Below are 21,693 nucleotides of genomic sequence, written 5' to 3' on the forward strand. Positions count from 1 at the left end.
GCTGGAGGGACCTTCCGCCTACGGCGACCCAAAATCGGTTTTCAGGCCATAGCCTTGTCTCAGCATTGCCACAGTGTCGCCGTTTTGAAAAGTCCCAAAATGCGGAATCGGGCAGAATTCCCAAGAAACAATTGCGTTATTGTTCCCAATTTGGCGTTCTTTTTTCGATAAATGCAGAGATTCCTTCCTCGGTATCCCGGTGCATCATGTTCTGCGCCATCACTTCGCCGGTATGTGCGTAGGCTTGTTCAATGGGCATATCGAGCTGCTGATAGAACGCTTCCTTACCGATTTTCACTGCCGATCCCAACTTTTCCGCCAGTTGTTCCGCAAGGGATTGTGCCTCATGCTCCAGCAGCATTTCCGGCACGGCCCGGTTGATCAGCCCCAGTTCTGCCGCACGTTCAGCCGTTATGAAATCGCCTGTGGTCAGCATTTCAAACGCTTGTTTTCGGGGAATATTGCGGCTGAGCGCAACCATGGGTGTCGAACAAAACAGGCCGATATTCACGCCATTGACGCCGAACCGCGTCGTCTCTGCCGCCACGGCCAGATCGCAAGTGGCAACCAGCTGGCATCCAGCGGCCGTCGCGATGCCATGAACCTGAGCGATGACAGGTTGAGGCAAAGACTGAATTGTCAGCATCATCTGTGCGCATCTGCTGAACAAGTCCTGGAAATAGGCCTTGCCCCCATCTTCGCTTTGACGCCCCGCTGTCATCTGCTTCAGATCGTGGCCCGCGCAAAAAGCTTTGCCCGCGCCCGACAGGACCACCGCGCGGATAGACCGGTCGTCGCGCAGGGCATCAAACTCGGTTTGCAGTGCCGCCAGCATTTCGTCGCTGAGGGCATTCAGACGTTCCGGCGCGTTCATCGTCAGCCTTGCGACCGCTCCGGTGTCGCTGCGTTCCAGAATTCCCATCTTGCCCTCCGATCTGATGTGAGGCCAACTCTAGGTCGGCAAATCGAGGAGGGGAAGCATGTCATTGGCCTTAGACCGGGAAGAATTGACTGCCTATATGAAACAGGTCTTTCCGCAGGTGCATCGGGACTTTGTGGTCGAGGACCTGACCGAGGACACAATCACCATGCGGTTGGTGGTCGAAGACCGGCACTTGCGGCCGGGTGGTACGGTTTCAGGGCCGTCCATGTTCGGTCTGGCCGATGTCTGTGTCTACGCGATCATTCTTGCGCGCAAGGGCCGACAATCTCTGGCCGTCACAACTGGCTGCTCGATGGACTTCATGCGCAAACCCGATGGAGACCAAGACATGATCGCACGCTGCACCCTGTTGAAGCTGGGAAAGGCTTTGGCCGTAGGCGATGTGCTGATGTATTCGAAAGGCTCTGACAAACCCGTTGCACGTGCCACGATGACCTATTCGCTGCCGCCCGAGGGGTCTGCCGCCGCGGCATTCGGATAAAAAATGGCCGGGACGAGCCCGGCCAAGGAAGAGGTCCCAATAAAGGGACTGGGGATATCTTACCCGTGCCAGAACGGGCGTTCGATTTCGCGGTTGGCCTGATCTCGGGTCAACCCGACATCACGCAGCAACCGATCATCCAGCTTCGACAAATTGACTCTGCTGCGGCGCTGTCGCTCCCACTTTGTGACAGTCGCCGCAAACCGCACGGCCAGCGATGCGATCAGCGGCAGCCGAGGGCTGTCGTTCAGCAGCAAAAGGGCGGGGGTGTGCATTGCGCGTGTCATCTTGGGTATCCTTTCAAATTGTATTGACACAAACGTAATATGTTCGGTATATGTGATTGATACATTCGACATTGTGTCAAAATCAAAGGAAGAATTGTAATGGATACAATTTGGCCGGAGTCTCTATCGAAATCCAAGGGACCTAAGTATACACTTGTGGCCGATACAATTCGAAAAGCTATTGATAACAAATTATTGGAGGTCGGAACTAAGCTGCCTCCGGTACGAGAACTGGCGTATCGGTTACAAATTACGCCGGGCACCGTTGCGCGTGCGTATACGATTCTGACAGATGAGGGATTGTTACAAGCCGAGGTGGGGCGCGGTACATTCGTGGCCCCGCCGAAATCGCCGATTCTGGATGATGTCTGGGCGCGGCAGTTGCATCTGCGCGACGACAAGTACAATGCCAGCGTCAGCCTGTTTAGCCCGCGACTGGCGGATGTAGGGCAGGTGGCTCTGATCCGGGAGTGCTTGCAAAAGGTGTCGCAATCCAATCCGGGGCTGTTTCTGAATTATCCTACCCGCGACGCGTATATACCGATGCGCCAGGCCGTAGTTGACTGGCTATCCGATCTGCCATTGGGGCCGTTGTCGCATAACGATATTGTACTGACACATGGCGGGCAGAACGGATTGTGCCTTGTGTTTCAAACCATTCTGCGTGGTCCCAAACCTTTGGTCCTGGTCGAGGACCTGTCCTATGCCGGGTTCCGCCGCGCCGGAGAGCTGATGCGGGCCGAGGTGGTCGGTGTGAAGATGGACAAATGGGGCATTGACCCCGACGCGATGGAGCACGTCCTACGTCAAAACCCAGCGCAGGCTGTCTGCGTTTCTCCGGAAGTTCAGAACCCGACTGGCGCGCATACCCCCCTGGAGCGACGCAAAGAAGTTGTCGAGGTCGCCCGTCGCTTTGACCTGCAAATCATCGAGGATGATTGCTACCGAATGGGCGACGCACGCGAGCCCAGCTACCGCGCCCTGGCCCCCGAGCGTGGATGGCACGTGTCGTCCATTTCCAAAACTTTGACGCCTGCGCTGCGGGTGGGCTTTGCGATTGCCCCGCGTGAGCGCAGTGTCGATCTGCGGAGGTCGGCGGAATACGGGTATTTCGGATTGGCGCAACCGCTGGCGGAACTGACCCGGCTCATGCTGTCCGACCCGCGCACCCGGCGAATTGCCCGCGATGTACGCGAGAAGATGGGGGAATATGTGCGCGTGGCTGTAAATTCTTTGGGTGGGTTTGACCTGAACTGGGCGCCTGATGTGCCGTTTGTCTGGCTTAACTTGCCCTCGGGCTGGCGTGCTGCTGCATTTAGCCGGGCGGCTGAGCGGGAAGGGATCCAACTGCGATCCGCCGATGAGTTCGCCTTGCGCGATGGACGCGCGCCGAATGCAGTGCGCATTGCGATGAACGGGCATGTCTCGCTGGAACGGTTCGAAGATGCAATGCAGCGCCTGCGCAATCTGTTGGACAACCCGCCCGAGCAAATCAGCGTTTAAATTGGGGTAAAATAATACCTATTTTATAAGTCACTGTTTTTACGACATTTAAAAGAGATTACTGCAGTTGACCTGCGCAACGCTCCCCTCTAAATACGCTCCATCGAATTCGGGCCGCTCCACACGGGGGCGGTCTTTCACATCAAACAGGACTATCCTGCCATGAAAACCTTTTCTGCAACACCTGCAGACATCGACAAGAAATGGATCCTGATCGACGCCGAGGGCGTTGTTCTGGGTCGTCTTGCTTCGATCGTCGCCATGCGCCTGCGTGGCAAGCACAAAGCGTCGTTCACCCCGAACATGGACATGGGCGACAATGTTATCGTGATCAACGCTGACAAAATCCAGATGACCGGCAAGAAGCGCGAAGAGAACTTCTACTGGCACACTGGCCACCCGGGCGGCATCAAGTCGCGCACCAAACAGCAGATTCTGGAAGGTGCACATCCTGAACGCGTTGTCGTTCAGGCCGTCAAGCGTATGCTGCCGGGCAACCGCCTGGCGCGCAAGCAGATGACCAACCTGCGCGTTTACGCCGGTGGCGATCATCCCCATGAGGCGCAAGCGCCCGAAGTTCTGGACGTTAAGTCCATGAACAAGAAAAACACCCGGAGCTAATGACCGATGGCTGATCAGATCAATACTCTCGAAGAGCTGAGCGCCGTCGCAGGCGTTGAAACCGTGGCCGAAGAAGTCATCGTGCGTGAACCCGTGCGCGACGAGCTGGGCCGTTCCTACGCCACCGGCAAGCGTAAAGACGCTGTTGCACGCGTTTGGATCAAGCCGGGTTCCGGCAAAGTCACCGTGAACGGCAAGGACCAGGACAAGTACTTTGCTCGTCCCGTTCTGCAGCTGATCCTGCGCCAGCCGTTCCAGGTTGCCGGTGTAGAAGGTGAGTTCGACGTTGTTGCAACCGTCAAAGGCGGTGGCCTGACCGGTCAGGCCGGTGCGGTCAAGCACGGCATCTCGAAAGCGCTGCAGCTCTATGATCCCTCGCTGCGTGGCGCGCTGAAAGCCGCTGGCTTCCTGACCCGCGACAGCCGCGTTGTGGAACGTAAGAAATACGGTAAGCGCAAAGCGCGTCGTTCGTTCCAGTTCTCGAAGCGTTAATCGCCACGGACACCGAATTGGAAAGGGCTCGCCTCGGCGAGCCCTTTTTCTTTGATTTATTCTTCGTAGACCAGTTTCCAAGCCCCATCTTCGACAACGCTGACAAAGACAGTATCCGCGCCCTGATGGTCGTCTGGACCATAGGTGATCTGGTTTCCGACCAGATCATCCTTGTAGTTCAGGGTCTCCATCGCCGCTATAAAGCTGTCATGGGTCAGGTCAGGGCCTGCGGCCTCTAGCGCTTTGACCATCATCTCGGCGGCCGAATAGCCTAGCATCGAGAAACCGACAGGGTCTTCGCCCGTGGCCTCCTTGTATTCGGCGATGAATGCGGCCGGGGCAGGCTCTTCCGCGCGAGCCCAGAGGTCCAGCCAGGAGGCCGCTGCATAGAACCCATCGGTTACGCCACCGGGTACTTGCGCAACCACGGTCAGGAAACTGGCCGAAGTACCAAGGAATTTCATATCCACTAGCCCCATCTTTTTGGCCGTGCCAACCACTGTGATGGCCTGCCGCACTCCCAAAGCCATTGTGACGATATCGCAGCCTTCCTCCTTGAGCTTGCTTAGAGAGCCGACGAAATCCGTCTCATCCGGTTTGTGCGTGGTTTCAGCGACAAATGCGATACCAGCCTCTTCCGCCCCTGCTTTGCTGCCTTCCTGAATTTCTTCGCCGAAATCGGTGGGCAGGTACATGGTGCACACGGATTGTGATCCGAATTCGCCGTTCAGATATTTCACCCCTATCCGGGCCTGATCAAAATAAGTCGAGAACGAGGTAAACTTATTCTTCATCGGCTCTTGCAGCATTTGCCGTGCGGCTGTCAGAGGCGCAACGTTGGGAATACCTTTCGGGTCCAGCAGTTTGAATCCGGCCACGTTCATCGGCGTGCCCAGTGACTGCAGCATGGCAAACACCTTGTCGCGGTTCAGCAGCTTGTTATAGCCCTGCATCGCGCGCGGCATCTGATAGCCGTTATCCTCAACCACGAAACGGATTTTGCGCCCGTGCACGCCGCCTTCGGCATTCACGCGGTCAAACACTACATTTGCGCCCTTGGTGGCCGGAACTCCGACGGCAGCGAAAATACCGCTCAAATCGTTGACCGAGCCGATGACGATCTCATCGTCGCTCACACCTTGTGTCTCAGCACCTGCAACAGTTGCCGCAGCCGTCAAAGCGGTGGCGGTGGCCAGCTGTTTGATCACGTTCCTCATGTTTCTCCTCCCTTTGGGTAAACCCTTATCTAATTGTACATATCTTCAATGAGATCTGCGTGTTTCTTTTCCACAAAGCTGCGTTTCAGCTTCATAGTGGCCGTCAGCTCTTCGTCATCGGCGGTCAGCAACACGTTGATCAGGCGGAAATCCTTGATCTGTTCGACCCGCGCAAATTCCTTGTTTACCGCGTCGACCTCAGCCCTGATCTGATCGCGTACCTCAGGCGCGGCACAGAGTGAGGCGAAGTTCGAAAACGGAACTTTGCGGTCCTGCGCAAACTTCTCGACGTTCTCCTGGTCGATCATGATCAGCGCCGTCAGGAACTTTCGTTGGTCGCCGATTATGACAGCGTCCGAGATATAGGGGCTGAATTTCAGGCGGCTTTCGATCTCGGCCGGGGTGATGTTCTTGCCGCCGGCCGTGATAATGATGTCTTTCAGTCGCCCGGTGATTGTCACATAGCCGTCGCCGTCGATCTGCCCCATATCGCCTGTGCGCAGCCAGCCATCGGCGGTGAAGGTCTCGGCGGTTTTGGCATTGTTGCGCCAATAGCCCTGAAAAACATTCAAACCTTTGATCTGAATTTCACCGTCATCTGCAATACGCACATCATTGCCCGGCACCGCGCGGCCAATGGTGCCGATTTTGTTGTGCTCGGTCGTGTTCAGCGTCGCCAGTCCCGAGGTTTCGGTCATCCCGAACCCTTCGACAATGGGCACCCCGATGGACCAGTACCATTTCAGAAGGTTAGCCGAGATGGGCGCCGCTCCGGTGCCGCCACGCCGCATCCGGTCTAGCCCCAGCATCCGCCGCAGATTGCGCAGAACCAAACGGTCCCACAGCCAGAACTGCGCGCTCACAGCGGCGGGCACCGGCTTTCCGGCCAGGATATACTCGGCCCGCGCCATACCCGCTTTCACGGCCATCCCAAAGGCGGCGCGCCCTGCGGGGGTGGCGTCCTGCGCCAGAATCTGAACCTGAGAATAGATCTTCTCCCACACCCGCGGGACGGCGGTAAAGGTGCTGGGCGAGACCTCTTGCAGGTTCGCAAACACGGTTTCGGGGCTTTCGGCGAAATTCACCACGCATTTCGACGCAAGCGGCAGGTAAACCGATACATCACGTTCCAGGATATGGCACAGCGGCAGAAAGCAAAGCTGCTCATCCGTTTCCAGCGAGGGCAGGGCGTGCGCACCGCATTCAATCGCGGCCAGGATGTTCTCGTGACTCAGCATCGCGCCCTTAGGCGCCCCAGTGGTGCCCGAGGTGTAGACCAACAGAGCCGTGTCCTGCGGCGAGGCCAGGGCGATCTCGGCTTCGAACCGGTCAGGCTCTTCGGCTTCAGCCCGTCGTCCGATGTCATACAGATCGCCAATCATCAAGCAGCGGTCGTGGCTCAGATCATGCAGGCCCTCATCCTCGAGGATGATGACGTTCAGCAGACCGGGAAGCTCGGTTTCGACCTCGAAGAACTTGTCCAACTGTTCTTCGTTCTCGACCACAAGAAAGCGACTGTCGCTGTCATTCACAAGGTATTTCAATTGTTTGGCAGAATCGGTGGTGTAGATGCCCGAAGCAATGCCGCCCACACATTGGATGCCCATATCGAACCACGCCCACTCCTTGCGGTCCTCGGACAGGATTGAGACAACCTCGCCCCGTTGCAGCCCCAGCTTCCGTAAGGCCAGCCCGATCCACTTGGCATGTTGCCAGTAATCGGCCCAGGAATAGGACTTCCATATGCCGAAATCCTTTTCCCGATGTGCAGTGCGGTCGCCCAAATCGGCGCAGCGTTTCTGAAACAACGCGCAGATCGTCATGCATTCATCCACCAGCACGGGGCGTTGGCCGGGGGTAGCGTTGAACTGGATGCCGTTGATCTTGGTCTGAGGGGGCAGGGTGCTGATATTCATGCCGCTTACCTCCAGGTTTTCTTGCGTTTCCAGCGGCGGTTTTCCCGCGCGCCGTCTTCCTGCACGCCCAGATAAAAATTCTGGATGTCCTCGGATTGCATCAACACATCTGCCGTCCCGTCCATGACGATACGGCCGACTTCCATCACATAGCCATGATGGGCCAGTTCCAGCGCGGCATTGGCGTTCTGTTCGACCAGCATCATGGTCATGTTCTGTTCGTCATTCAGGCGTTTGAGGATGCCGAAAATCTCCTGCACCAGCAGCGGTGACAGACCCAGCGAGGGCTCGTCCAGCAGCATGATCTTAGGGTTCGCCATCAGCCCGCGCCCGATGGCCAGCATTTGCTGCTGTCCGCCCGACAGGGTTCCGGCCTCTTGATTGCGGCGCTCTTTCAGGATCGGAAAGTAAGAGAACACCAGCTCGCGGTCATGGTCGATCTGCCCCTTGTCGGTCGCCGTATAGGCCCCGAGGCTGAGGTTTTCGTCCACGGTCATCAGGGGGAACACCTCGCGCCCTTCGGGGACATGGACGATGCCTTTTTGCACGACCTTATGCGGCTCGGACCCTTGGATTTCATCGCCATCAAAGTTGATCTTGCCTTTTTCGGGGTCCATCACCCCGGACACAGTCTTCATCAGCGTAGTCTTGCCTGCGCCGTTTGCGCCCAGGATCGATACGATCTGCCCCGGATGCACATCCAGCGACACGCCGCGAATGGCCATGATCGGGCCGTAGAAGCTTTCGACATTGCGGATGGTCAGGATGGGCGCGCTCATGAGGCCTTCCCCAAATAGGCCTCGACCACAGCCGGGTGGGATTGCACCTCGGCCGGTGTTCCCAGCGCCAGCATCGCACCATCAGCCATCGCCAACACGCGGTCAGACACGCCTGAGACCAGCCCCATGTCATGTTCGACCATCAGCACCGTAATCCCCATCTGCCTGCGGATATCGTCGATCCACCAGCGCAGATCCGACGTCTCCTCGACCGACAGGCCGGATGCAGGTTCGTCCAGCAACAACAGTTTGGGTTCCGTGGCCAGTGCACGGGCAACCTCGACCACTTTGCGGACGCCGTAAGGCAGGCCAGAGATCATCTTGTCGCGGTAGGCCTGCAGGTCGAGGAAATCTATGATCTCTTCGACCTTTTCGCGGTTTTCCAGCTCTTGCCGCCGGGCCGAGGGCAGAAACAGAACCTCTGATATCAGGTTTGTTTTTCGATGGCGGTGCCGTCCGACCAGCAGGTTCTGCAACACGGTGGCATGTTCGAACAGTTCGATATTCTGGAACGTCCGCGCCACGCCATAGGCTGCCACGCCAGAGGGTTTGACCTGCAGCAAATCATGTCCGTCAAACCGAATAGAGCCTGCAAACGGGTCGTAGAAGCGTGAGATCAGGTTGAATACCGTCGACTTACCCGCGCCGTTGGGGCCGACAATGGCAAAGACCTCGCCTTCTTCGACCGAAAAGGACAAGTCATTCACCGCCGTGAGGCCACCGAATTTCAGGGTTACGTTCTGGAACGCGAGCAGGCTCATCTCAGGCGCTCCGTCTTGAGGTAGGATTTCTGACGCTTGAACATGTCCTTGCGGTAGAACGGGAAAAGCTCGAACCACGTGCGTATTTTCAGCCATCGGCCATACATGCCCATCGGTTCAAACAGGATGAAGGCAATTAGGATCATGCCGAAGATGCCGAATTCCAGCCCAGGAATGGCAACGGTGTTGCCGCCGAACAGGGCACCCACATATTCCTTTGAAATCGACAAGAATTGCGGCAGGAACCCCACGATGATTGCGCCTAGAAACGCGCCGTGGATCGAGCCGAGCCCGCCGATCACGATCATCATCAGCAACTGGATCGAGATCACGACACTGAACGTCTCATTGTTGAACGCGCCCGAGAACATCCCCATCAGCGCACCCGCCCATCCGGTGACGGCACAGGACAAAGCGAAAGATATCATCTTGGTGCGCGCGATATCGACACCCATCGCCTGCGCCGAAACCTCGGAATCGCGCACGGCGATGAAACTGCGTCCCAAAGGCGCGCGCAGCAAGTTAATAAAACCCAGCGTCACCAGAACGGCGACCACCAGCACCAGCCAGAAGAAATGTACCGGAGTGCCCCAGCGGTCGATCGTCAGGCCAAAGATGTCGACGCCTCCGATGAACTTGCCACCAACGCCGCCGGTGATCGGCTCGGCCAAGACGATGACATCATCCATCAGGATGGACAGGGCCATGGTAAAGATTGCCAGATAAATGCCATGCAACCGCAGGGCAGGGATCGCGACAGTCACGCCCGCAATACCGGTCAGGATACCAGCCAGCGGAAAGGCGATCAGGAAGGGCACGCCCGCCTCAAGCAGGATTACGTTAGCATAGCACCCAAAGGCCAGGAAAGCCGCGTGACCCAGACTGACTTGCCCCGTGTGGCCTGTCAGAACCATCAGGCCCAGACCTGCGATGGCCCAGATCAGGACGTTTGTCAGTTCACCCAGATAGAAATCGTCCAACCACCACGGGGCCGCAGCCACCACCGCCAGCAGGATCAGATAAAGGACCAATTGATGGCCATCTTTCCATGGCCGGATATCCTGCATGTAGTCGGTTTTGAATACAATCCGCATCTGGCTAAACCTTCTTGACCCGAACCTGACTAAACAGCCCGTTGGGGCGGAAGATCAGCACAGCCAGCAACAGCGCATAAGGCGCAATCTGGCTGTAGCCTGCTGCGATATAGCGACTGGCAAAGGGTTCAATGACACCGACGATCAGCCCTCCGGCCAGCGCACCGGGCAGGCTGCCGAACCCGCCGATCACGGCGGCGGCAAACGCCTTGATCCCCAGCAGACCCGTGGTCGGATCGACCGACCCCTTGGCGGCAAACAGGATACCCGCGATCCCAGCGACCACGCCCGCAAGACCCCAGATAAACCCTTGCACCCGCTTGACCGGAACGCCCATGTAGTAAGCGGCCAACTGGTTTTGAGAGGCGCCTTGCATTGCCAGCCCTAACTTGGTCCGGCTGAAGAAAACATACAGCGCCCATGTCAGCAGGATGGTGACGATGATGACAGCCACATCCTCCATCCCCAGCACCAGCCCGCCGAACCGCACCTCTTTCCCAGCCAGCGGGTTCTGAAGCGTCTGCGGCTCGTGCCCCCAGATCAGCCCGGCCACAAACCGGATCACAAAGCCCAAGGCGATGGTCAGGATTACCACAGCCGTCTGACTTTCTCCGAACAGCCGTCGGATGATCAACCGATCAAGCAGATACCCCAACGCTCCCATGATCCCCAATGAGATTGGTAGCGCCAACCAGAATGGCAGCCCCATATATTCGGTATTGGTCAGGCCGATGGTGACGAACGCGCCCAGCATCATGAAATCGCCCTGCGCGAAATTCACCGCCTCGGTCGCTTTGTAGATCAGAACAAAACCGAGTGCGATCAGGCCGTAGACACAGCCATTCGCCAGCCCGCTAATCAGCAGCTGCGCGTTATCCAACTTCACCTCCCAATACCGGTTTGCCCGGCATTCTTCGTCCCCCTCGGCCACGATGGCCAAAGGGCTTTGTTCTACTATGGGGTGATAATCACCTTTCCGTCACTCTTTTTTAGCGCATGGGCCAGTTCTGACACCACGTTTCTGAGCGATAGGCGATCTGCAACATCTGTTTTCCAACGACCATCGGCGAAACGCGCCTGAACCTCGGCCACAACCCGCATCTGATCGGTGGGCGGGGTGGTGGTCATCCACTTGGTTAGCCAGAAGCCTTCGATCTGCTTACCCATGAAAATCATCTGGCCCATCTGGGTTAGTTTGGGCAGATCGGGGCTGAGCTTGCCATAACAGACCCAGCGCGCGCCGTTTGGCATGGCACAAAACACCTGCTCGGATATCTGGTCGGCCACCGCATCCAGGAAAACGCGCGGTTTCAGCGCGTGACACAAGTCGGTTAGTTTTTTCGGCATGTCCGGGTTAGACGTCACCAGAACCTCATGCGCGCCAAGATCCTTCAGACTGTCTACCGCATCCGCCCGGCGCACGATGGCAATGGGTTTCAGGCCCAGATCGCGACCCAAACTGCACATCAGCTTGCCCAACTGGCTTGTCGCGGCAGAGACTATGAAAGCCTCGCCGGCATTTCGCGCGATATCCACCATCGCCATGGCCGTCATCGGGTTCACGATCTGGGCCGAGCCGTCCTCATCCGAAATCTCGGGCCTCAGGGGGATGCACATCATCGCCTGTGTCACCACATATTCAGCCCACGCCCCGGCGCCCGCCGCAACGAAGGCCACACGCTGACCGTTCAGGACTTCGGCCCCGGCACCTGTCGCAACCACATCGCCGCATCCCTCAAACCCTGCGGCGGCTCCCTTAACGCGGGGCTGGCCGTATTCGCCTTTGATAAAGTGAATATCCGACGGATTTACCGAGGCCGCGCGCAGCCTGATCAACACCTGACCGGGGCCCGGAGCGGGCACCGGCAACTCCGCTTCACTCAACCATTCTGCGGCGTCTTCCAATACTGGGCCGGTGGCCGTTCCCGAATACCCGTCCTGTGTCTGAACAACGGCAAACATGGTTGATGGCGGTGTGTTCATTTCAATCCCCTGAAAACAACAGCTTGAAGCATCCCGTGTATGGTTTGATACAAAAACGTCTGTTGGCATTGTAACCCTCAGGCCAGCCAATCACGTGATCCGGCAAGGGTCAACGCAGGGCAAAGCTTACGTCGCGCAACGGCGCAGGCAATTGCAGAACTCAATTTGCGTTCAACAACTCTCGCAGTTCCTGAATTTTCGCGGCAAGCGTTTCGGGCGAGGCCTTGATCTCCTCCAAGATAGCTGTGGCCTGTGTTTTGATGTCCTGCGCCAGATCGCTGTCCTGAACCGAGGCCATAAGGGTATCGTAGTCGAAATTCTGAACGGTCAGCATCCCGTCTTCGATCCACTGGTTCATCAGGTCCTGTCCTTGATCGGCCAGAGCGGCGACTTCCTGGCCAGCCTGATCAACAAGCTGGCTGGCTGTTTCCCCAATGGTCTGAGATGGTGTCTCATCCGGGGCCGTCGCCGTTGCCGGTTCAGGCGTCTCTGACGTATTGAGGTAATAATAACCGCCCGCCACGATCGCTGCCACAAGGATGGCTGGAATTAGTTTCTGCATCATACGAATCTCCTTTAGTTTTATAAACTTAAGATGATTTGAATATATGCATTGCCCAAGGGGAATTGCGTGCGCCAAGCGTCACCCGGGCGAATTGGGCTACCTTGTGCCGATACGGCCCAACCAGCAGGCAAGAACACGCCGTCCGGCGGCAGTTTCGGAATTGGGCGTCACTAGGGAAAGTGGCGGAGAGACAGGGATTCGAACCCTGGGTGGGCTTGCACCCACAACGGTTTTCGAGACCGCCCCGTTCGACCACTCCGGCACCTCTCCGCGGGGGTCTGTGAGGGGGGGATTTAGTGAGGAACGCGCAGGGGTGCAAGCAGAAAATTCCCCAAATTCACTCTTCTGGGATTTTCCATTGCCTGATGGCGTAAATCACCTAGGGTCTATGTCCATGACACATATCGCTCGCTTCTTCGCATTGCCCGTTTCACTGCTTCTTTTCGCGCTGGCCGCGTTGCCGTCCCATGCGGCCACAGCGGATCGCGACCGGATCGAAGCGTTTCTGACCACCACAGGCTTTGACGTCGCGCTGCAAAGTATCGCGCTGGCCTCGGCCTCGGCTCCGCAGATGTTGGGGATTGATCCCGAAGGGTTCGGGTCGGACTGGGCGCGTCTGACCGAAGAGGTGTTCGACACTGATGATATGCATGAAACCGCAGTGGCTATTCTGGAACAAACGCTCAGCAATGAGGCGCTGACACACGCGGTCGAATTCTATGCCTCGGATCTGGGGCAGCGGCTGGTCGTGGCGGAAAACGCCGCTCATATCCACGAAGACGAAGATGCCAAGCAGTTGGAGGGCCAGAAGATCGTCGCCGACCTGATTCAGCAAGGGTCACAGCGGGTCGAAGAGTTGAAGCGCATGAACAATGCGATCGATTCCAGCGGCACCGCGCTGCGGGCGCTGCAGGAAATCCAGATCCGGTTTCTGCTGGCCGCAAGCGCGTCCGGTGTGATCGACCTTCAAATGGATGCGGGCGATCTGCGTGAGTTGATGAAACAGAACGAAGGCGCCATGCGGCAAGCCATTCAGCTTTCGGCACTGGCTGGCGCGGCCTACACGTATCAGGATTTCTCGGATGCCGACGTGACCGCCTATGCTGACGCATTAGAACAACCCTTGATGCAAGAGGTCTATGAGCTGCTCAATGCCATCCAATATGAAATCATGGCGATGAAATTCGAAGTTCTGGCCGCGCGGATGGCCGATCTTCACCCAGCACAGGACATCTGATGCGACTGCTGGCGGCCGTCCTTTCACTTGCCCTGAGTGTGACCCCAGCGGTCGCCGAGCAGATTGACCGTTTGATGACGGCTCTGCACATGGACGAGGTGATCGAACTGCTGCGCCACGAAGGGCAGATGCAGGCGCAAGAGATCAACACAACGATGCTGGACGGGGCAGGCGGGGCCTATTTCGCAACACAAGTCGATATGATCTATGATCCCGACTGGATGCGCGACCAGTTTTCCACCGCCTTTGTGGAAACGCTGTCAGACAGCCAAATGGAACGCGCCGTGCTGTTTTTCGAAAGCGATCTGGGACAGACCGTTGTGCGGCTTGAAAACTCTGCCCGTCAGGCTTTTCAGGACGACACCATAGAAGAGATGGCGCAAGACGCGTATTCCGCACAGGATCAGGACAGCACATTCTTCCAACTGGTGGATGAGTATATCGAGGTCAACGAGTTGATCGAGAAGAATGTTAAAAGCGCCGTGAGCGCAGATTATAACTTTTTCCGAGGCTTGAATTCCGAAATTGGCGGCGATGATGGCGAGGTTCTGGCCCAGCTTCTCGCTGAAAAAGACGCCATCACGCAAGAAACGCGTACGTGGCTGTATTCTTTCCTTCTGATGGCCTATCAACCGCTGGACGAGGCGCAACTGCGCGAGAACATCGCCTTTTCACGGACTCAGACCGGCCGCGCCGTGAACGAGGCCTTTTTCGACAGTTTCGACCGCACCTATGACAAGATCTATTACCGGTTGGGTCTTGCCGTTTCACAGGTACTGCGCGGCTCTGATCTTTGAGTTGCTTTTGATGTTGACTTTCCCTCGCATTCTATGGATAAGCGCGCATCCCGGCCGGTTCCTCCGCGCCGGGTCTCGTTATTATTGACCCATCGGGACTATCCCAAGGGTCGTCACACGGCCCGAAAAGGGCGCGCTGTTCGAGGTGGCGAAAGCCGGCAACACCCGCAAGGGGACCACAGAACGCGGTTAGACAAAGGAAAAACGCATGTTTGCGGTCCTCAAGACTGGCGGCAAGCAGTACAAGGTTCAGGCGGGTGATATCCTCCGCGTTGAAAAGCTGGCTGCCGACGCAGGTGAAAAAGTTCAATTCAACGATGTTCTGATGCTGGGCGGTGACGCTCCGGTTGTTGGCGCACCTTTCGTTGAAGGCGCAGGCGTACAGGCCGAAGTGATCGAACAGATCAAGGGTGACAAGGTCATCAAGTTCGTCAAACGCCGTCGTAAGCACAGCTCGAAGCGTACCGTTGGCCACCGTCAGAAACTGACACTGGTCAAAATCACCGACATCCTGTCGTCGGGCGCTGACAAGTCGGGCATCAAAGCAGCTACCGGTTCTGCACCGGCTGGCGAAGCGGCACCTGCTGCAAAGCCTGCCAAGAAAGCTGAAGCCAAGGCAGAAGCACCCGCCGCCGCTGCGGTTGCTGCTGACGATCTGACCAAGCTGAACGGTGTCGGCCCCGCCGCTGCCAAAAAGCTGAACGACGCAGGTATCGAGAGCTTTGCCGCTCTGGCCGCCTTGTCGGACGAGCAGATTGCTGCTATCGACACCATCAAAGTGAAGCCCGAATGGGTTGAGCAAGCCAAAGAGCTGGCTCAAGGCTAAGGAGAGAGAGAATGGCACATAAAAAAGCTGGCGGTTCCTCCCGTAACGGTCGCGACTCTGCTGGTCGCCGCCTTGGCGTGAAACTCTATGGTGGCCAGGCGGCCATCGCAGGCAACATCATCGTACGTCAACGCGGCACCAAGTTCTGGCCGGGCGAAGGCGTGGGCATGGGCAAAGATCACACCATTTTTGCAACTGTTGATGGCGCCGTGAAGTTCCACAAGGGACTCAAGAACCGCACCTTTATTTCGGTCCTGCCAGTGGCGGAGGCCGCAGAGTAAGCCGAAACCCTAAAGGTTTAGAAATAAATGGGGGACCGGCAGAAAATGCCGGTCCCTTTTCTCGTTTTTAACACAGTTTTGACCTATGAGCCCGATGACACACGCAGCAAGCACAATACCGCCCCTGTTTCAGGGACGGATTGCCCACGCGGTTGAAGATCGTCTGGGCCGCAAATATCTGATGTGGACTGTAATTGGTTTTACTATTGCGTCCGCAATTTACGTGTTGTTCGGAGGAGGACCGCACTCATGAAGCTTGAGACGATAATAAACCAGCCGGTGATTGAAGCCGAGCGGTTCGACCTACGCCCGTTGCGCCGGTCGGATATGGGTCTCATTGAACATTATGCAGGTGATGAGCGCGTGGCGCGGATGACCACACGGATTCCGCATCCGTTGCCGCCCGGTTCGATCGAGGCATTTGTGAACCGCGCCATGTCCGAGGACCGGGACGAAGACGTCTGGGCGATGGATGCCACCAAGGACGGCGGGCCGGAACTGATCGGTTTGATCTCGCTGACACGGCTGGATCGCAACCAGTCCGAGGTGGGCTATTGGGTTGCGCCGGTCTATTGGAACACCGGAATTGCTTCGATGGCGGTGGAAACGCTGGTTGCGGCGAACCCGCTGGAAAACGCCACGATGTTCGCCAGCGTGTTTCAAGACAACCCGGCCTCGGCGCGGGTCTTGACCCATTGCGGGTTCGAATATCTGGGCGACGCCGAAACATACTCGGTGGCGCGTGACGCGAACGTGTCCACCTGGACATATACAAAGAAACTCTGACTTGTGGCCGATGGGGCCTTTGCAGTAGGGGACAGTCATGAAATTTCTCGATCTTGCAAAGGTCTACATCCGGTCCGGGGCCGGAGGTGGCGGCTGCGTCAGCTTTCGGCGCGAAAAATACATCGAATATGGCGGTCCGGATGGCGGCGATGGCGGCAAGGGCGGCTCCGTCTGGGTTGAGGTTGTAGACAGTCTGAACACGCTGATCGACTTCCGTTATCAGCAACATTTCTTTGCCAAAAACGGCCAGCCCGGCCGCGGGCAGCAGCGCACCGGTAAGGATGGCGATGACATTGTCCTCCGCGTACCTGTTGGTACCGAGATTCTGGACGAGGACGAAGAAACCGTGATCTGCGACCTGACCGAGGTTGGGCAGCGCGTGCTTCTGGCCAAGGGCGGCAATGGCGGCTTCGGCAACCTGCACTTTAAATCGGCCACCAACCAGGCCCCGCGCCGGGCCAATCCGGGTCAGGCGGGGATCGACCGCACCATCTGGCTGCGGCTGAAACTGATCGCCGATGTGGGGCTGCTGGGGATGCCCAATGCGGGCAAGTCAACCTTTCTGGCAGCCACCTCGAACGCACGGCCCAAGATTGCCGATTATCCGTTTACCACGCTGCACCCCAATCTGGGTGTTGTGGGCGTGGATAGCGTCGAATTCGTTGTGGCCGACATCCCCGGCCTGATCGAAGGCGCCCATGAAGGGCGCGGTATCGGCGACCGTTTTCTGGGCCACGTGGAACGTTGCGCGGTTTTGCTGCATCTGGTCGATGGCACCTCGGAAACCGTGGCCGAGGATTACCGCACCATCATTCACGAGCTTGAGGCTTACGGCGGTGAGCTGGCCGAGAAGCCCCGGATCACCGTGCTGAACAAGGTCGACGCACTGGATGATGAGGAACGCGAATTGGCTAAGGCCGAGTTGGAAGAGGCCGTAGGCGGACCCGTCATGACTATGTCTGGCGTCGCACATTTGGGCGTGACCGAGGTTCTGCGCGCCCTGCGCGCGGAAATTGACGACAATCGCCTCCGCCACAAACCCACCGAGGAGGCCGCGCCTTGGCAACCCTGACCTCGGCCAAACGTCTGGTGGTGAAGATCGGATCTGCCTTGCTAGTGGATCGGGATACTGGGTTGTTGCGGTCCGACTGGCTGCATTCGCTGGCGCAGGACGTGGCATGGCTAAAGGGGCAGGGGACGGATGTTATTCTGGTGTCCTCTGGGTCGATTGCTCTGGGGCGTGGGGTTCTAGGCCTGCCGATGGCTACCTTACCGCTGGAACAATCTCAGGCCGCTGCCGCTGTCGGTCAAATCCGGCTGGCCCGCGCTTATGAGGAGGCTCTTGCGCCGCACAATATCACCACGGCGCAAGTTCTTGTCACGCTAGAGGACAGTTCCGATCGCCGCCGCTATCTGAACTCGCGCGCGACGCTTGAGACCCTGTTGGGACTGGGTGTTGTCCCGATTGTCAACGAAAACGATACAGTCGCCACAGATGAGATCCGATATGGCGACAATGACCGCCTCGCGGCCCAAATCGCTGTCACAGTCGGCGCCGATCAACTGATCCTGCTGTCGGATGTGGACGGGTTCTATACCGGGAACCCGACCGAGGACGCCTCGGCCACGCGCTATGATGTGATTAAGGACATCACGCCCAAGATCGAGGCGATGGCCGGTGACGCTGGTTCGGGCCTTTCCAAGGGTGGGATGAAGACTAAATTGCTGGCGGCCAAGATGGCGACGGCAGCGGGTTGCGATATGGCGATTACCGAAGGATCGCCCTTGAACCCGTTGAATACGCTTGAGAATGGTGCGAACTGCACGTGGTTCACGGCCACTGTCGATCCGCACGCGGCGCGCAAACGCTGGATCTCGGCGATGAAGCCACGTGGCGAGATTGTGGTGGATGCCGGCGCGGCGCGTGCGCTTGGAAATGGCAAAAGCTTGCTGCCTGCAGGTATTGTCGAAGTGACCGGCGATTTTCAGCGCGGCGATCCTGTGGCCATCATCGACCCGCAGGCGCGGCGTTTGGCGCAGGGTCTCAGCCGTTATACCGCGCAGGAAGCAGACGCGATAAAAGGGCGCAAATCATCCGAGATCGAGGCGACGCTGGGCTATCCCGGTCGCGCCGTGTTGATCCACCGGGACGATCTGGCGCTATAGGACAACAGGAAAGGCACCCAAGATGAAGGATTTCGACAGCATTCCCGCCCTGATGGCCGATTTGGGCGCGCGCGCCAAGGCTGCTGCTGCTGAGTTGGCCTTTGCCAGTGCAGAACGCAAACACGCCGCTCTGATCGCCGCGGCCGAGGCCGTCTGGGCTCGCCGCGCTGAGATTATCGAAGCCAACAAGAAGGACCTGGAATTTGGGCGCGACAAGGGCCTGAGCCCAGCGATGATGGACCGTCTGATGCTGGACGAATCCCGAATTCTGGGAATGGTCGATGGACTGCGAACCGTGGCGGATCAGACCGACCCGGTAGGCGAGGTTCTGACCGAATGGGACATGCCCTCGGGGCTGCATATCCAGCGCGTGCGCACGCCTCTGGGTGTGATCGGAGTGATCTATGAAAGCCGCCCGAATGTAACAGCGGATGCGGGTGCGCTGTGCCTGAAATCGGGCAATGCGGTGATCCTGCGAGGGGGCTCGGAAAGCTTCCATTCGTCTGGCGCGATCCATGCTTGTTTGGTCGAGGGTCTGAAGGCCGCAAACCTGCCTGAAGACGCGATCCAACTAGTACCCACACGCGACCGAGCAGCCGTTCAGGAATTGCTCACCATGACGGACTTTGTAGACGTGATCGTGCCTCGTGGTGGCAAGGGGCTGGTCGGATTGGTTCAGCGCGAAGCCCGCGTTCCTGTCTTTGCTCATCTCGAAGGCATTGTTCATATCTATATCGACAAGGCGGCAGACCCCGCGAAAACCCTTGAGGTCGTGCTGAACGCCAAGACCCGGCGGACGGGGATATGCGGTGCCGCCGAGTGCCTGCTGATCCATCAGGACATTGCTGAAACGCTGGGGCGGGATGTCATCACCGCGCTGCTGGCCGCCGGAGTTGAGGTTCACGCCGAGGGCTCCTTGGCTCTCGACGGTGCGTTGAAAGCGACGGATGAGGATTGGGGTAAAGAATTCCTCGACAGTATCATCGCCGCTAAGCCCATAGCAGATATCGATGAGGCCATCGCGCATATCCGTCAATTCGGCTCGAACCACACCGACTGTATCATGACCGAGGACCCGCAAGCTGCGGCCCGGTTCTTTGAACGGCTGGACAGCGCGATCCTGATGCACAACGCCTCAACCCAGTTCGCCGATGGCGGCGAGTTCGGAATGGGGGCCGAGATCGGGATTGCCACAGGCAAAATGCATGCCCGTGGGCCGGTTGGGGCCGCCCAACTGACCAGTTTTCAATACCTTGTGCGGGGCAACGGGACGGTCCGCGCCTAAAACCTGATCTCGACGCGGGTTGCGGTGGTTTCTGCCGTAATCCGCCGCCGCATCGCATGCGCCGTTTCCGGCAGAAGGGCGAATTGCAACTTGGCGGGGGTGATCTTATCGGCAAACCGGCCTTTGGGCAGGTTATTCCACAGATCGCTTTCTATGTTCAGCTTGTCTGCCACGCCCGTCACGGTCCATTGATCAACATCGTTGCGGATCGTAACCTCACCCCCGAAGGGCATCGCGCTTTCGCAGCACATCAGCGCCAGAAACGCCAGTTTGACCTGAGTGCGCGGCACCGCCTCGGTCAGGTTCCATCTCACGCGCACACGGCCTGCGGCTTCAACATCTTTCAGCAAGGCGCTGACCTCGGCGCGGCCCAGGGGTTGATCGCTGGCCGATCCAAACGCCACCCGGAAAAAGCGGATACGCGCGCCTGCGCTGCCGACACTGCCCGAGATCAGCTCCATCTCCGGGCCTTGGGTGCCGCCAACCATTTCCAGCAGCTCCAACCCGTTGGTGATCGCGCCGATCGGGCTGATCAGATCATGACAGATCCGCGAGCCGATCAGCTCGGCCAGGTTGACGTCTGTTGCGCTCATGCGTACCTCCTGCTGTATCTGCCGCCGGACCCGGAGCCCAGTCATGTCAGAACTCAATGCCATTCTTGCACCGGGCATGTTTGTCCGCCACCCCGATTTCCCCGATTGGGGCATTGGACAGGTGCAGTCCAATATCGGCGGCAAAATCACCGTGAACTTCCGCGAGCAGGGGAAAGTGGTGATTGACGGATCGCGCATCGCCCTGGTGCCCGTCTTTGATCCGTGAAACTGGTTTAGGAAAGGTTAACATCCAACCGGTTCAGGCGATGTTGCCATTCCCCCGACACCTGCGGTATCAGCCCTGAAACCACAGGGACGTTCTGATGTCGGGTACAGGCCCATCTTTCACCGTCAAACTCGCCGAGACCGAGGCCGAACTGCGTGCCGCGCAGCGGCTGCGCTATGACGTTTTCGTGCGCGAACTGGGCGGTGGCGGAGAGATGGTGGACCACGACGCAGGGCTAGAGCAGGACCGGTTCGACCAGTATTTTGACCATATGCTGGCCATCGACGACCAGACCGGCGAAACTGTGGGCGTTTACAGGCTGTTACCGGGTGAACGTGCAGCAGATCTGGGGCAGTTTTATTCCGAAGACGAATATGATGTGAGCGTTCTGAAAGACAGCGGTCGCAAGCTGTTGGAATTGGGGCGATCCTGCCTCCACCCTGACTATCGCGGCGGCACGGCAATGTATCATCTGTGGAACGGTCTGGCCGCCTATGTGAACGCGCGCCAGATTGAAGTTCTGTTCGGCGTCGCCAGCTTTCATGGCACTGATGTTCAGGTGCTGGAGCAGCCTCTGTCGATGTTGCATCACAACCACCTCGCCCCGCCAGACCTGAGGGTGCGGGCGCAACCCGATGTGTTTCAGCCGATGGACTTGGTGGACGTGGATGCGCTGGATCGCCGTGCAGCCATGGTGCAGGTTCCAGCGCTGATCAAAGCCTATCTTCGGCTGGGCGGGTTCGTGGGAGAGGGCGCTTTCATCGACCATGCCTTCAACACAACGGACGTGTGCCTGATCCTGGACACAGCGCGTATGAACGAGCGCCAACGGCGCATCTATTCCGGAGCATAAC

The 21,693-nt window shown here is 58.0% G+C and carries 25 protein-coding genes and 1 tRNA gene; 14 read left to right on the forward strand and 12 right to left on the reverse strand.

Annotation, left to right across the window (positions count from 1 at the left end; all coding sequences use genetic code 11):
• Positions 1-136: 136 nt before the first annotated feature.
• Positions 137-922, reverse strand: a complete 786-nt coding sequence (locus tag ACR3E7_RS04995) for an enoyl-CoA hydratase (protein WP_480504337.1) — start codon at positions 920-922, stop codon at positions 137-139.
• Positions 923-980: 58 nt separating this feature from the next.
• On the opposite strand from ACR3E7_RS04995, the gene ACR3E7_RS05000 reads away from it, so the two are divergent.
• Complete coding sequence (locus ACR3E7_RS05000) at positions 981-1,424, forward strand: PaaI family thioesterase (protein WP_480504336.1); 444 nt, start codon at positions 981-983, stop codon at positions 1,422-1,424.
• A 59-nt stretch (positions 1,425-1,483) separates the two neighbouring features.
• Here the strand turns inward: ACR3E7_RS05000 and ACR3E7_RS05005 are convergent, their stop codons facing one another.
• Complete coding sequence (locus ACR3E7_RS05005) at positions 1,484-1,711, reverse strand: DUF1127 domain-containing protein (RefSeq protein ID WP_170769722.1); 228 nt, start codon at positions 1,709-1,711, stop codon at positions 1,484-1,486.
• Positions 1,712-1,810: 99 nt separating this feature from the next.
• Here ACR3E7_RS05005 and ACR3E7_RS05010 point away from each other — a divergent pair, with 99 nt between their 5' ends.
• The 3 genes from ACR3E7_RS05010 to rpsI all read left to right on the forward strand — a co-directional run bounded on the left by ACR3E7_RS05010 (position 1,811) and on the right by rpsI (position 4,327).
• Entirely contained in the window at positions 1,811-3,214 is a 1,404-nt protein-coding gene (locus ACR3E7_RS05010; protein ID WP_480504335.1) for an aminotransferase-like domain-containing protein, read from the forward strand.
• Between the two features lie 162 nt (positions 3,215-3,376).
• Positions 3,377-3,835 carry a 50S ribosomal protein L13 gene (gene rplM / locus ACR3E7_RS05015; protein WP_170711488.1) on the forward strand — a complete coding sequence of 153 codons (459 nt, stop codon included), beginning with the start codon at positions 3,377-3,379 and terminating at the stop codon, positions 3,833-3,835.
• 6 nt (positions 3,836-3,841) lie between these two features.
• Positions 3,842-4,327 (forward strand): 30S ribosomal protein S9, encoded by a 486-nt coding sequence (gene rpsI / locus ACR3E7_RS05020; protein ID WP_039535473.1) that lies wholly within the window; start codon positions 3,842-3,844, stop codon positions 4,325-4,327.
• 56 nt (positions 4,328-4,383) lie between these two features.
• Here rpsI and ACR3E7_RS05025 read toward each other — a convergent pair whose 3' ends face one another.
• The 9 genes from ACR3E7_RS05025 to ACR3E7_RS05065 all read right to left on the reverse strand — a co-directional run bounded on the left by ACR3E7_RS05025 (position 4,384) and on the right by ACR3E7_RS05065 (position 12,912).
• A complete protein-coding gene (locus ACR3E7_RS05025; protein WP_480504334.1) occupies positions 4,384-5,544 on the reverse strand; it encodes an ABC transporter substrate-binding protein in 1,161 nt (386 codons plus the stop codon).
• Positions 5,545-5,573: 29 nt separating this feature from the next.
• A complete protein-coding gene (locus ACR3E7_RS05030; RefSeq protein ID WP_480504333.1) occupies positions 5,574-7,460 on the reverse strand; it encodes an AMP-dependent synthetase/ligase in 1,887 nt (628 codons plus the stop codon).
• A 5-nt stretch (positions 7,461-7,465) separates the two neighbouring features.
• Positions 7,466-8,239 (reverse strand): ABC transporter ATP-binding protein, encoded by a 774-nt coding sequence (locus ACR3E7_RS05035; RefSeq protein WP_170790951.1) that lies wholly within the window; start codon positions 8,237-8,239, stop codon positions 7,466-7,468.
• Complete coding sequence (locus tag ACR3E7_RS05040; RefSeq protein WP_170769727.1) at positions 8,236-9,000, reverse strand: ABC transporter ATP-binding protein; 765 nt, start codon at positions 8,998-9,000, stop codon at positions 8,236-8,238. The genes ACR3E7_RS05035 and ACR3E7_RS05040 overlap by 4 nt, the downstream gene beginning before the upstream one ends.
• Positions 8,997-10,094: a branched-chain amino acid ABC transporter permease gene (locus ACR3E7_RS05045; protein ID WP_170769728.1), complete on the reverse strand. Its 1,098-nt coding sequence runs from the start codon at positions 10,092-10,094 to the stop codon at positions 8,997-8,999. Before ACR3E7_RS05045 ends, ACR3E7_RS05040 begins: the two co-directional genes overlap by 4 nt.
• Positions 10,095-10,098: 4 nt before the next feature.
• Positions 10,099-10,974, reverse strand: a complete 876-nt coding sequence (locus tag ACR3E7_RS05050) for a branched-chain amino acid ABC transporter permease (RefSeq protein WP_170786729.1) — start codon at positions 10,972-10,974, stop codon at positions 10,099-10,101.
• A 74-nt stretch (positions 10,975-11,048) separates the two neighbouring features.
• Positions 11,049-12,077: an alcohol dehydrogenase catalytic domain-containing protein gene (locus ACR3E7_RS05055; RefSeq protein ID WP_480504332.1), complete on the reverse strand. Its 1,029-nt coding sequence runs from the start codon at positions 12,075-12,077 to the stop codon at positions 11,049-11,051.
• A 160-nt stretch (positions 12,078-12,237) separates the two neighbouring features.
• On the reverse strand, positions 12,238-12,642 hold the full coding sequence (locus ACR3E7_RS05060) for a hypothetical protein (RefSeq protein WP_480504331.1): 405 nt from the start codon (positions 12,640-12,642) through the stop codon (positions 12,238-12,240).
• Between the two features lie 180 nt (positions 12,643-12,822).
• Positions 12,823-12,912, reverse strand: a tRNA-Ser gene (locus ACR3E7_RS05065).
• 124 nt (positions 12,913-13,036) lie between these two features.
• On the opposite strand from ACR3E7_RS05065, the gene ACR3E7_RS05070 reads away from it, so the two are divergent.
• The 8 genes from ACR3E7_RS05070 (at position 13,037) to ACR3E7_RS05105 (ending at position 20,020) form a co-directional block, all read left to right on the forward strand.
• The gene (locus ACR3E7_RS05070) at positions 13,037-13,879 is read left to right on the forward strand and encodes a DUF2059 domain-containing protein (protein ID WP_170769732.1); all 843 of its coding nucleotides are present in this window, start codon (positions 13,037-13,039) and stop codon (positions 13,877-13,879) included.
• Positions 13,879-14,676, forward strand: a complete 798-nt coding sequence (locus tag ACR3E7_RS05075; protein WP_480504330.1) for a DUF2059 domain-containing protein — start codon at positions 13,879-13,881, stop codon at positions 14,674-14,676. The genes ACR3E7_RS05070 and ACR3E7_RS05075 overlap by 1 nt, the downstream gene beginning before the upstream one ends.
• A gap of 208 nt (positions 14,677-14,884) precedes the next feature.
• Complete coding sequence (locus tag ACR3E7_RS05080; protein WP_480504329.1) at positions 14,885-15,502, forward strand: 50S ribosomal protein L21; 618 nt, start codon at positions 14,885-14,887, stop codon at positions 15,500-15,502.
• Between the two features lie 11 nt (positions 15,503-15,513).
• A complete protein-coding gene (gene rpmA, locus ACR3E7_RS05085; RefSeq protein ID WP_010440093.1) occupies positions 15,514-15,783 on the forward strand; it encodes a 50S ribosomal protein L27 in 270 nt (89 codons plus the stop codon).
• A 249-nt stretch (positions 15,784-16,032) separates the two neighbouring features.
• Positions 16,033-16,569 (forward strand): GNAT family N-acetyltransferase, encoded by a 537-nt coding sequence (locus tag ACR3E7_RS05090; RefSeq protein WP_480504328.1) that lies wholly within the window; start codon positions 16,033-16,035, stop codon positions 16,567-16,569.
• A 37-nt stretch (positions 16,570-16,606) separates the two neighbouring features.
• A complete protein-coding gene (gene obgE / locus ACR3E7_RS05095) occupies positions 16,607-17,641 on the forward strand; it encodes a GTPase ObgE (protein ID WP_480504327.1) in 1,035 nt (344 codons plus the stop codon).
• The gene (gene proB / locus ACR3E7_RS05100) at positions 17,629-18,735 is read left to right on the forward strand and encodes a glutamate 5-kinase (RefSeq protein ID WP_480504326.1); all 1,107 of its coding nucleotides are present in this window, start codon (positions 17,629-17,631) and stop codon (positions 18,733-18,735) included. Before obgE ends, proB begins: the two co-directional genes overlap by 13 nt.
• A gap of 22 nt (positions 18,736-18,757) precedes the next feature.
• A complete protein-coding gene (locus tag ACR3E7_RS05105; protein ID WP_480504325.1) occupies positions 18,758-20,020 on the forward strand; it encodes a glutamate-5-semialdehyde dehydrogenase in 1,263 nt (420 codons plus the stop codon).
• Here ACR3E7_RS05105 and ACR3E7_RS05110 read toward each other — a convergent pair.
• Positions 20,017-20,613: a histidine phosphotransferase family protein gene (locus ACR3E7_RS05110; protein ID WP_480504324.1), complete on the reverse strand. Its 597-nt coding sequence runs from the start codon at positions 20,611-20,613 to the stop codon at positions 20,017-20,019. The genes ACR3E7_RS05105 and ACR3E7_RS05110 overlap by 4 nt on opposite strands.
• A gap of 43 nt (positions 20,614-20,656) precedes the next feature.
• Here ACR3E7_RS05110 and ACR3E7_RS05115 point away from each other — a divergent pair, with 43 nt between their 5' ends.
• Together ACR3E7_RS05115 and olsB are read left to right on the forward strand one after the other, a co-directional pair.
• Positions 20,657-20,839, forward strand: a complete 183-nt coding sequence (locus ACR3E7_RS05115; RefSeq protein ID WP_480504323.1) for a DUF3553 domain-containing protein — start codon at positions 20,657-20,659, stop codon at positions 20,837-20,839.
• 97 nt (positions 20,840-20,936) lie between these two features.
• Entirely contained in the window at positions 20,937-21,692 is a 756-nt protein-coding gene (gene olsB, locus ACR3E7_RS05120; RefSeq protein WP_480504322.1) for an L-ornithine N(alpha)-acyltransferase, read from the forward strand.
• Position 21,693 lies beyond the last annotated feature (1 nt).

The sequence above is a fragment of the Ruegeria sp. BK1 genome (assembly GCF_056535645.1).

What these genes read in the sequence shown, in the direction of transcription:
- ACR3E7_RS04995 (WP_480504337.1), bottom strand. Translation starts at nt 922, where the DNA reads ATGGGAATTCTGGAACGCAGCGACACCGGAGCGGTCGCAAGGCTGACG.
- ACR3E7_RS05000 (WP_480504336.1), top strand. Translation starts at nt 981, where the DNA reads ATGTCATTGGCCTTAGACCGGGAAGAATTGACTGCCTATATGAAACAG.
- ACR3E7_RS05005 (WP_170769722.1), bottom strand. Translation starts at nt 1,711, where the DNA reads ATGACACGCGCAATGCACACCCCCGCCCTTTTGCTGCTGAACGACAGC.
- ACR3E7_RS05010 (WP_480504335.1), top strand. Translation starts at nt 1,811, where the DNA reads ATGGATACAATTTGGCCGGAGTCTCTATCGAAATCCAAGGGACCTAAG.
- rplM (WP_170711488.1), top strand. Translation starts at nt 3,377, where the DNA reads ATGAAAACCTTTTCTGCAACACCTGCAGACATCGACAAGAAATGGATC.
- rpsI (WP_039535473.1), top strand. Translation starts at nt 3,842, where the DNA reads ATGGCTGATCAGATCAATACTCTCGAAGAGCTGAGCGCCGTCGCAGGC.
- ACR3E7_RS05025 (WP_480504334.1), bottom strand. Translation starts at nt 5,544, where the DNA reads ATGAGGAACGTGATCAAACAGCTGGCCACCGCCACCGCTTTGACGGCT.
- ACR3E7_RS05030 (WP_480504333.1), bottom strand. Translation starts at nt 7,460, where the DNA reads ATGAATATCAGCACCCTGCCCCCTCAGACCAAGATCAACGGCATCCAG.
- ACR3E7_RS05035 (WP_170790951.1), bottom strand. Translation starts at nt 8,239, where the DNA reads ATGAGCGCGCCCATCCTGACCATCCGCAATGTCGAAAGCTTCTACGGC.
- ACR3E7_RS05040 (WP_170769727.1), bottom strand. Translation starts at nt 9,000, where the DNA reads ATGAGCCTGCTCGCGTTCCAGAACGTAACCCTGAAATTCGGTGGCCTC.
- ACR3E7_RS05045 (WP_170769728.1), bottom strand. Translation starts at nt 10,094, where the DNA reads ATGCGGATTGTATTCAAAACCGACTACATGCAGGATATCCGGCCATGG.
- ACR3E7_RS05055 (WP_480504332.1), bottom strand. Translation starts at nt 12,077, where the DNA reads ATGAACACACCGCCATCAACCATGTTTGCCGTTGTTCAGACACAGGAC.
- ACR3E7_RS05060 (WP_480504331.1), bottom strand. Translation starts at nt 12,642, where the DNA reads ATGATGCAGAAACTAATTCCAGCCATCCTTGTGGCAGCGATCGTGGCG.
- ACR3E7_RS05070 (WP_170769732.1), top strand. Translation starts at nt 13,037, where the DNA reads ATGACACATATCGCTCGCTTCTTCGCATTGCCCGTTTCACTGCTTCTT.
- ACR3E7_RS05075 (WP_480504330.1), top strand. Translation starts at nt 13,879, where the DNA reads ATGCGACTGCTGGCGGCCGTCCTTTCACTTGCCCTGAGTGTGACCCCA.
- ACR3E7_RS05080 (WP_480504329.1), top strand. Translation starts at nt 14,885, where the DNA reads ATGTTTGCGGTCCTCAAGACTGGCGGCAAGCAGTACAAGGTTCAGGCG.
- rpmA (WP_010440093.1), top strand. Translation starts at nt 15,514, where the DNA reads ATGGCACATAAAAAAGCTGGCGGTTCCTCCCGTAACGGTCGCGACTCT.
- ACR3E7_RS05090 (WP_480504328.1), top strand. Translation starts at nt 16,033, where the DNA reads ATGAAGCTTGAGACGATAATAAACCAGCCGGTGATTGAAGCCGAGCGG.
- obgE (WP_480504327.1), top strand. Translation starts at nt 16,607, where the DNA reads ATGAAATTTCTCGATCTTGCAAAGGTCTACATCCGGTCCGGGGCCGGA.
- ACR3E7_RS05105 (WP_480504325.1), top strand. Translation starts at nt 18,758, where the DNA reads ATGAAGGATTTCGACAGCATTCCCGCCCTGATGGCCGATTTGGGCGCG.
- ACR3E7_RS05110 (WP_480504324.1), bottom strand. Translation starts at nt 20,613, where the DNA reads ATGAGCGCAACAGACGTCAACCTGGCCGAGCTGATCGGCTCGCGGATC.
- ACR3E7_RS05115 (WP_480504323.1), top strand. Translation starts at nt 20,657, where the DNA reads ATGTCAGAACTCAATGCCATTCTTGCACCGGGCATGTTTGTCCGCCAC.
- olsB (WP_480504322.1), top strand. Translation starts at nt 20,937, where the DNA reads ATGTCGGGTACAGGCCCATCTTTCACCGTCAAACTCGCCGAGACCGAG.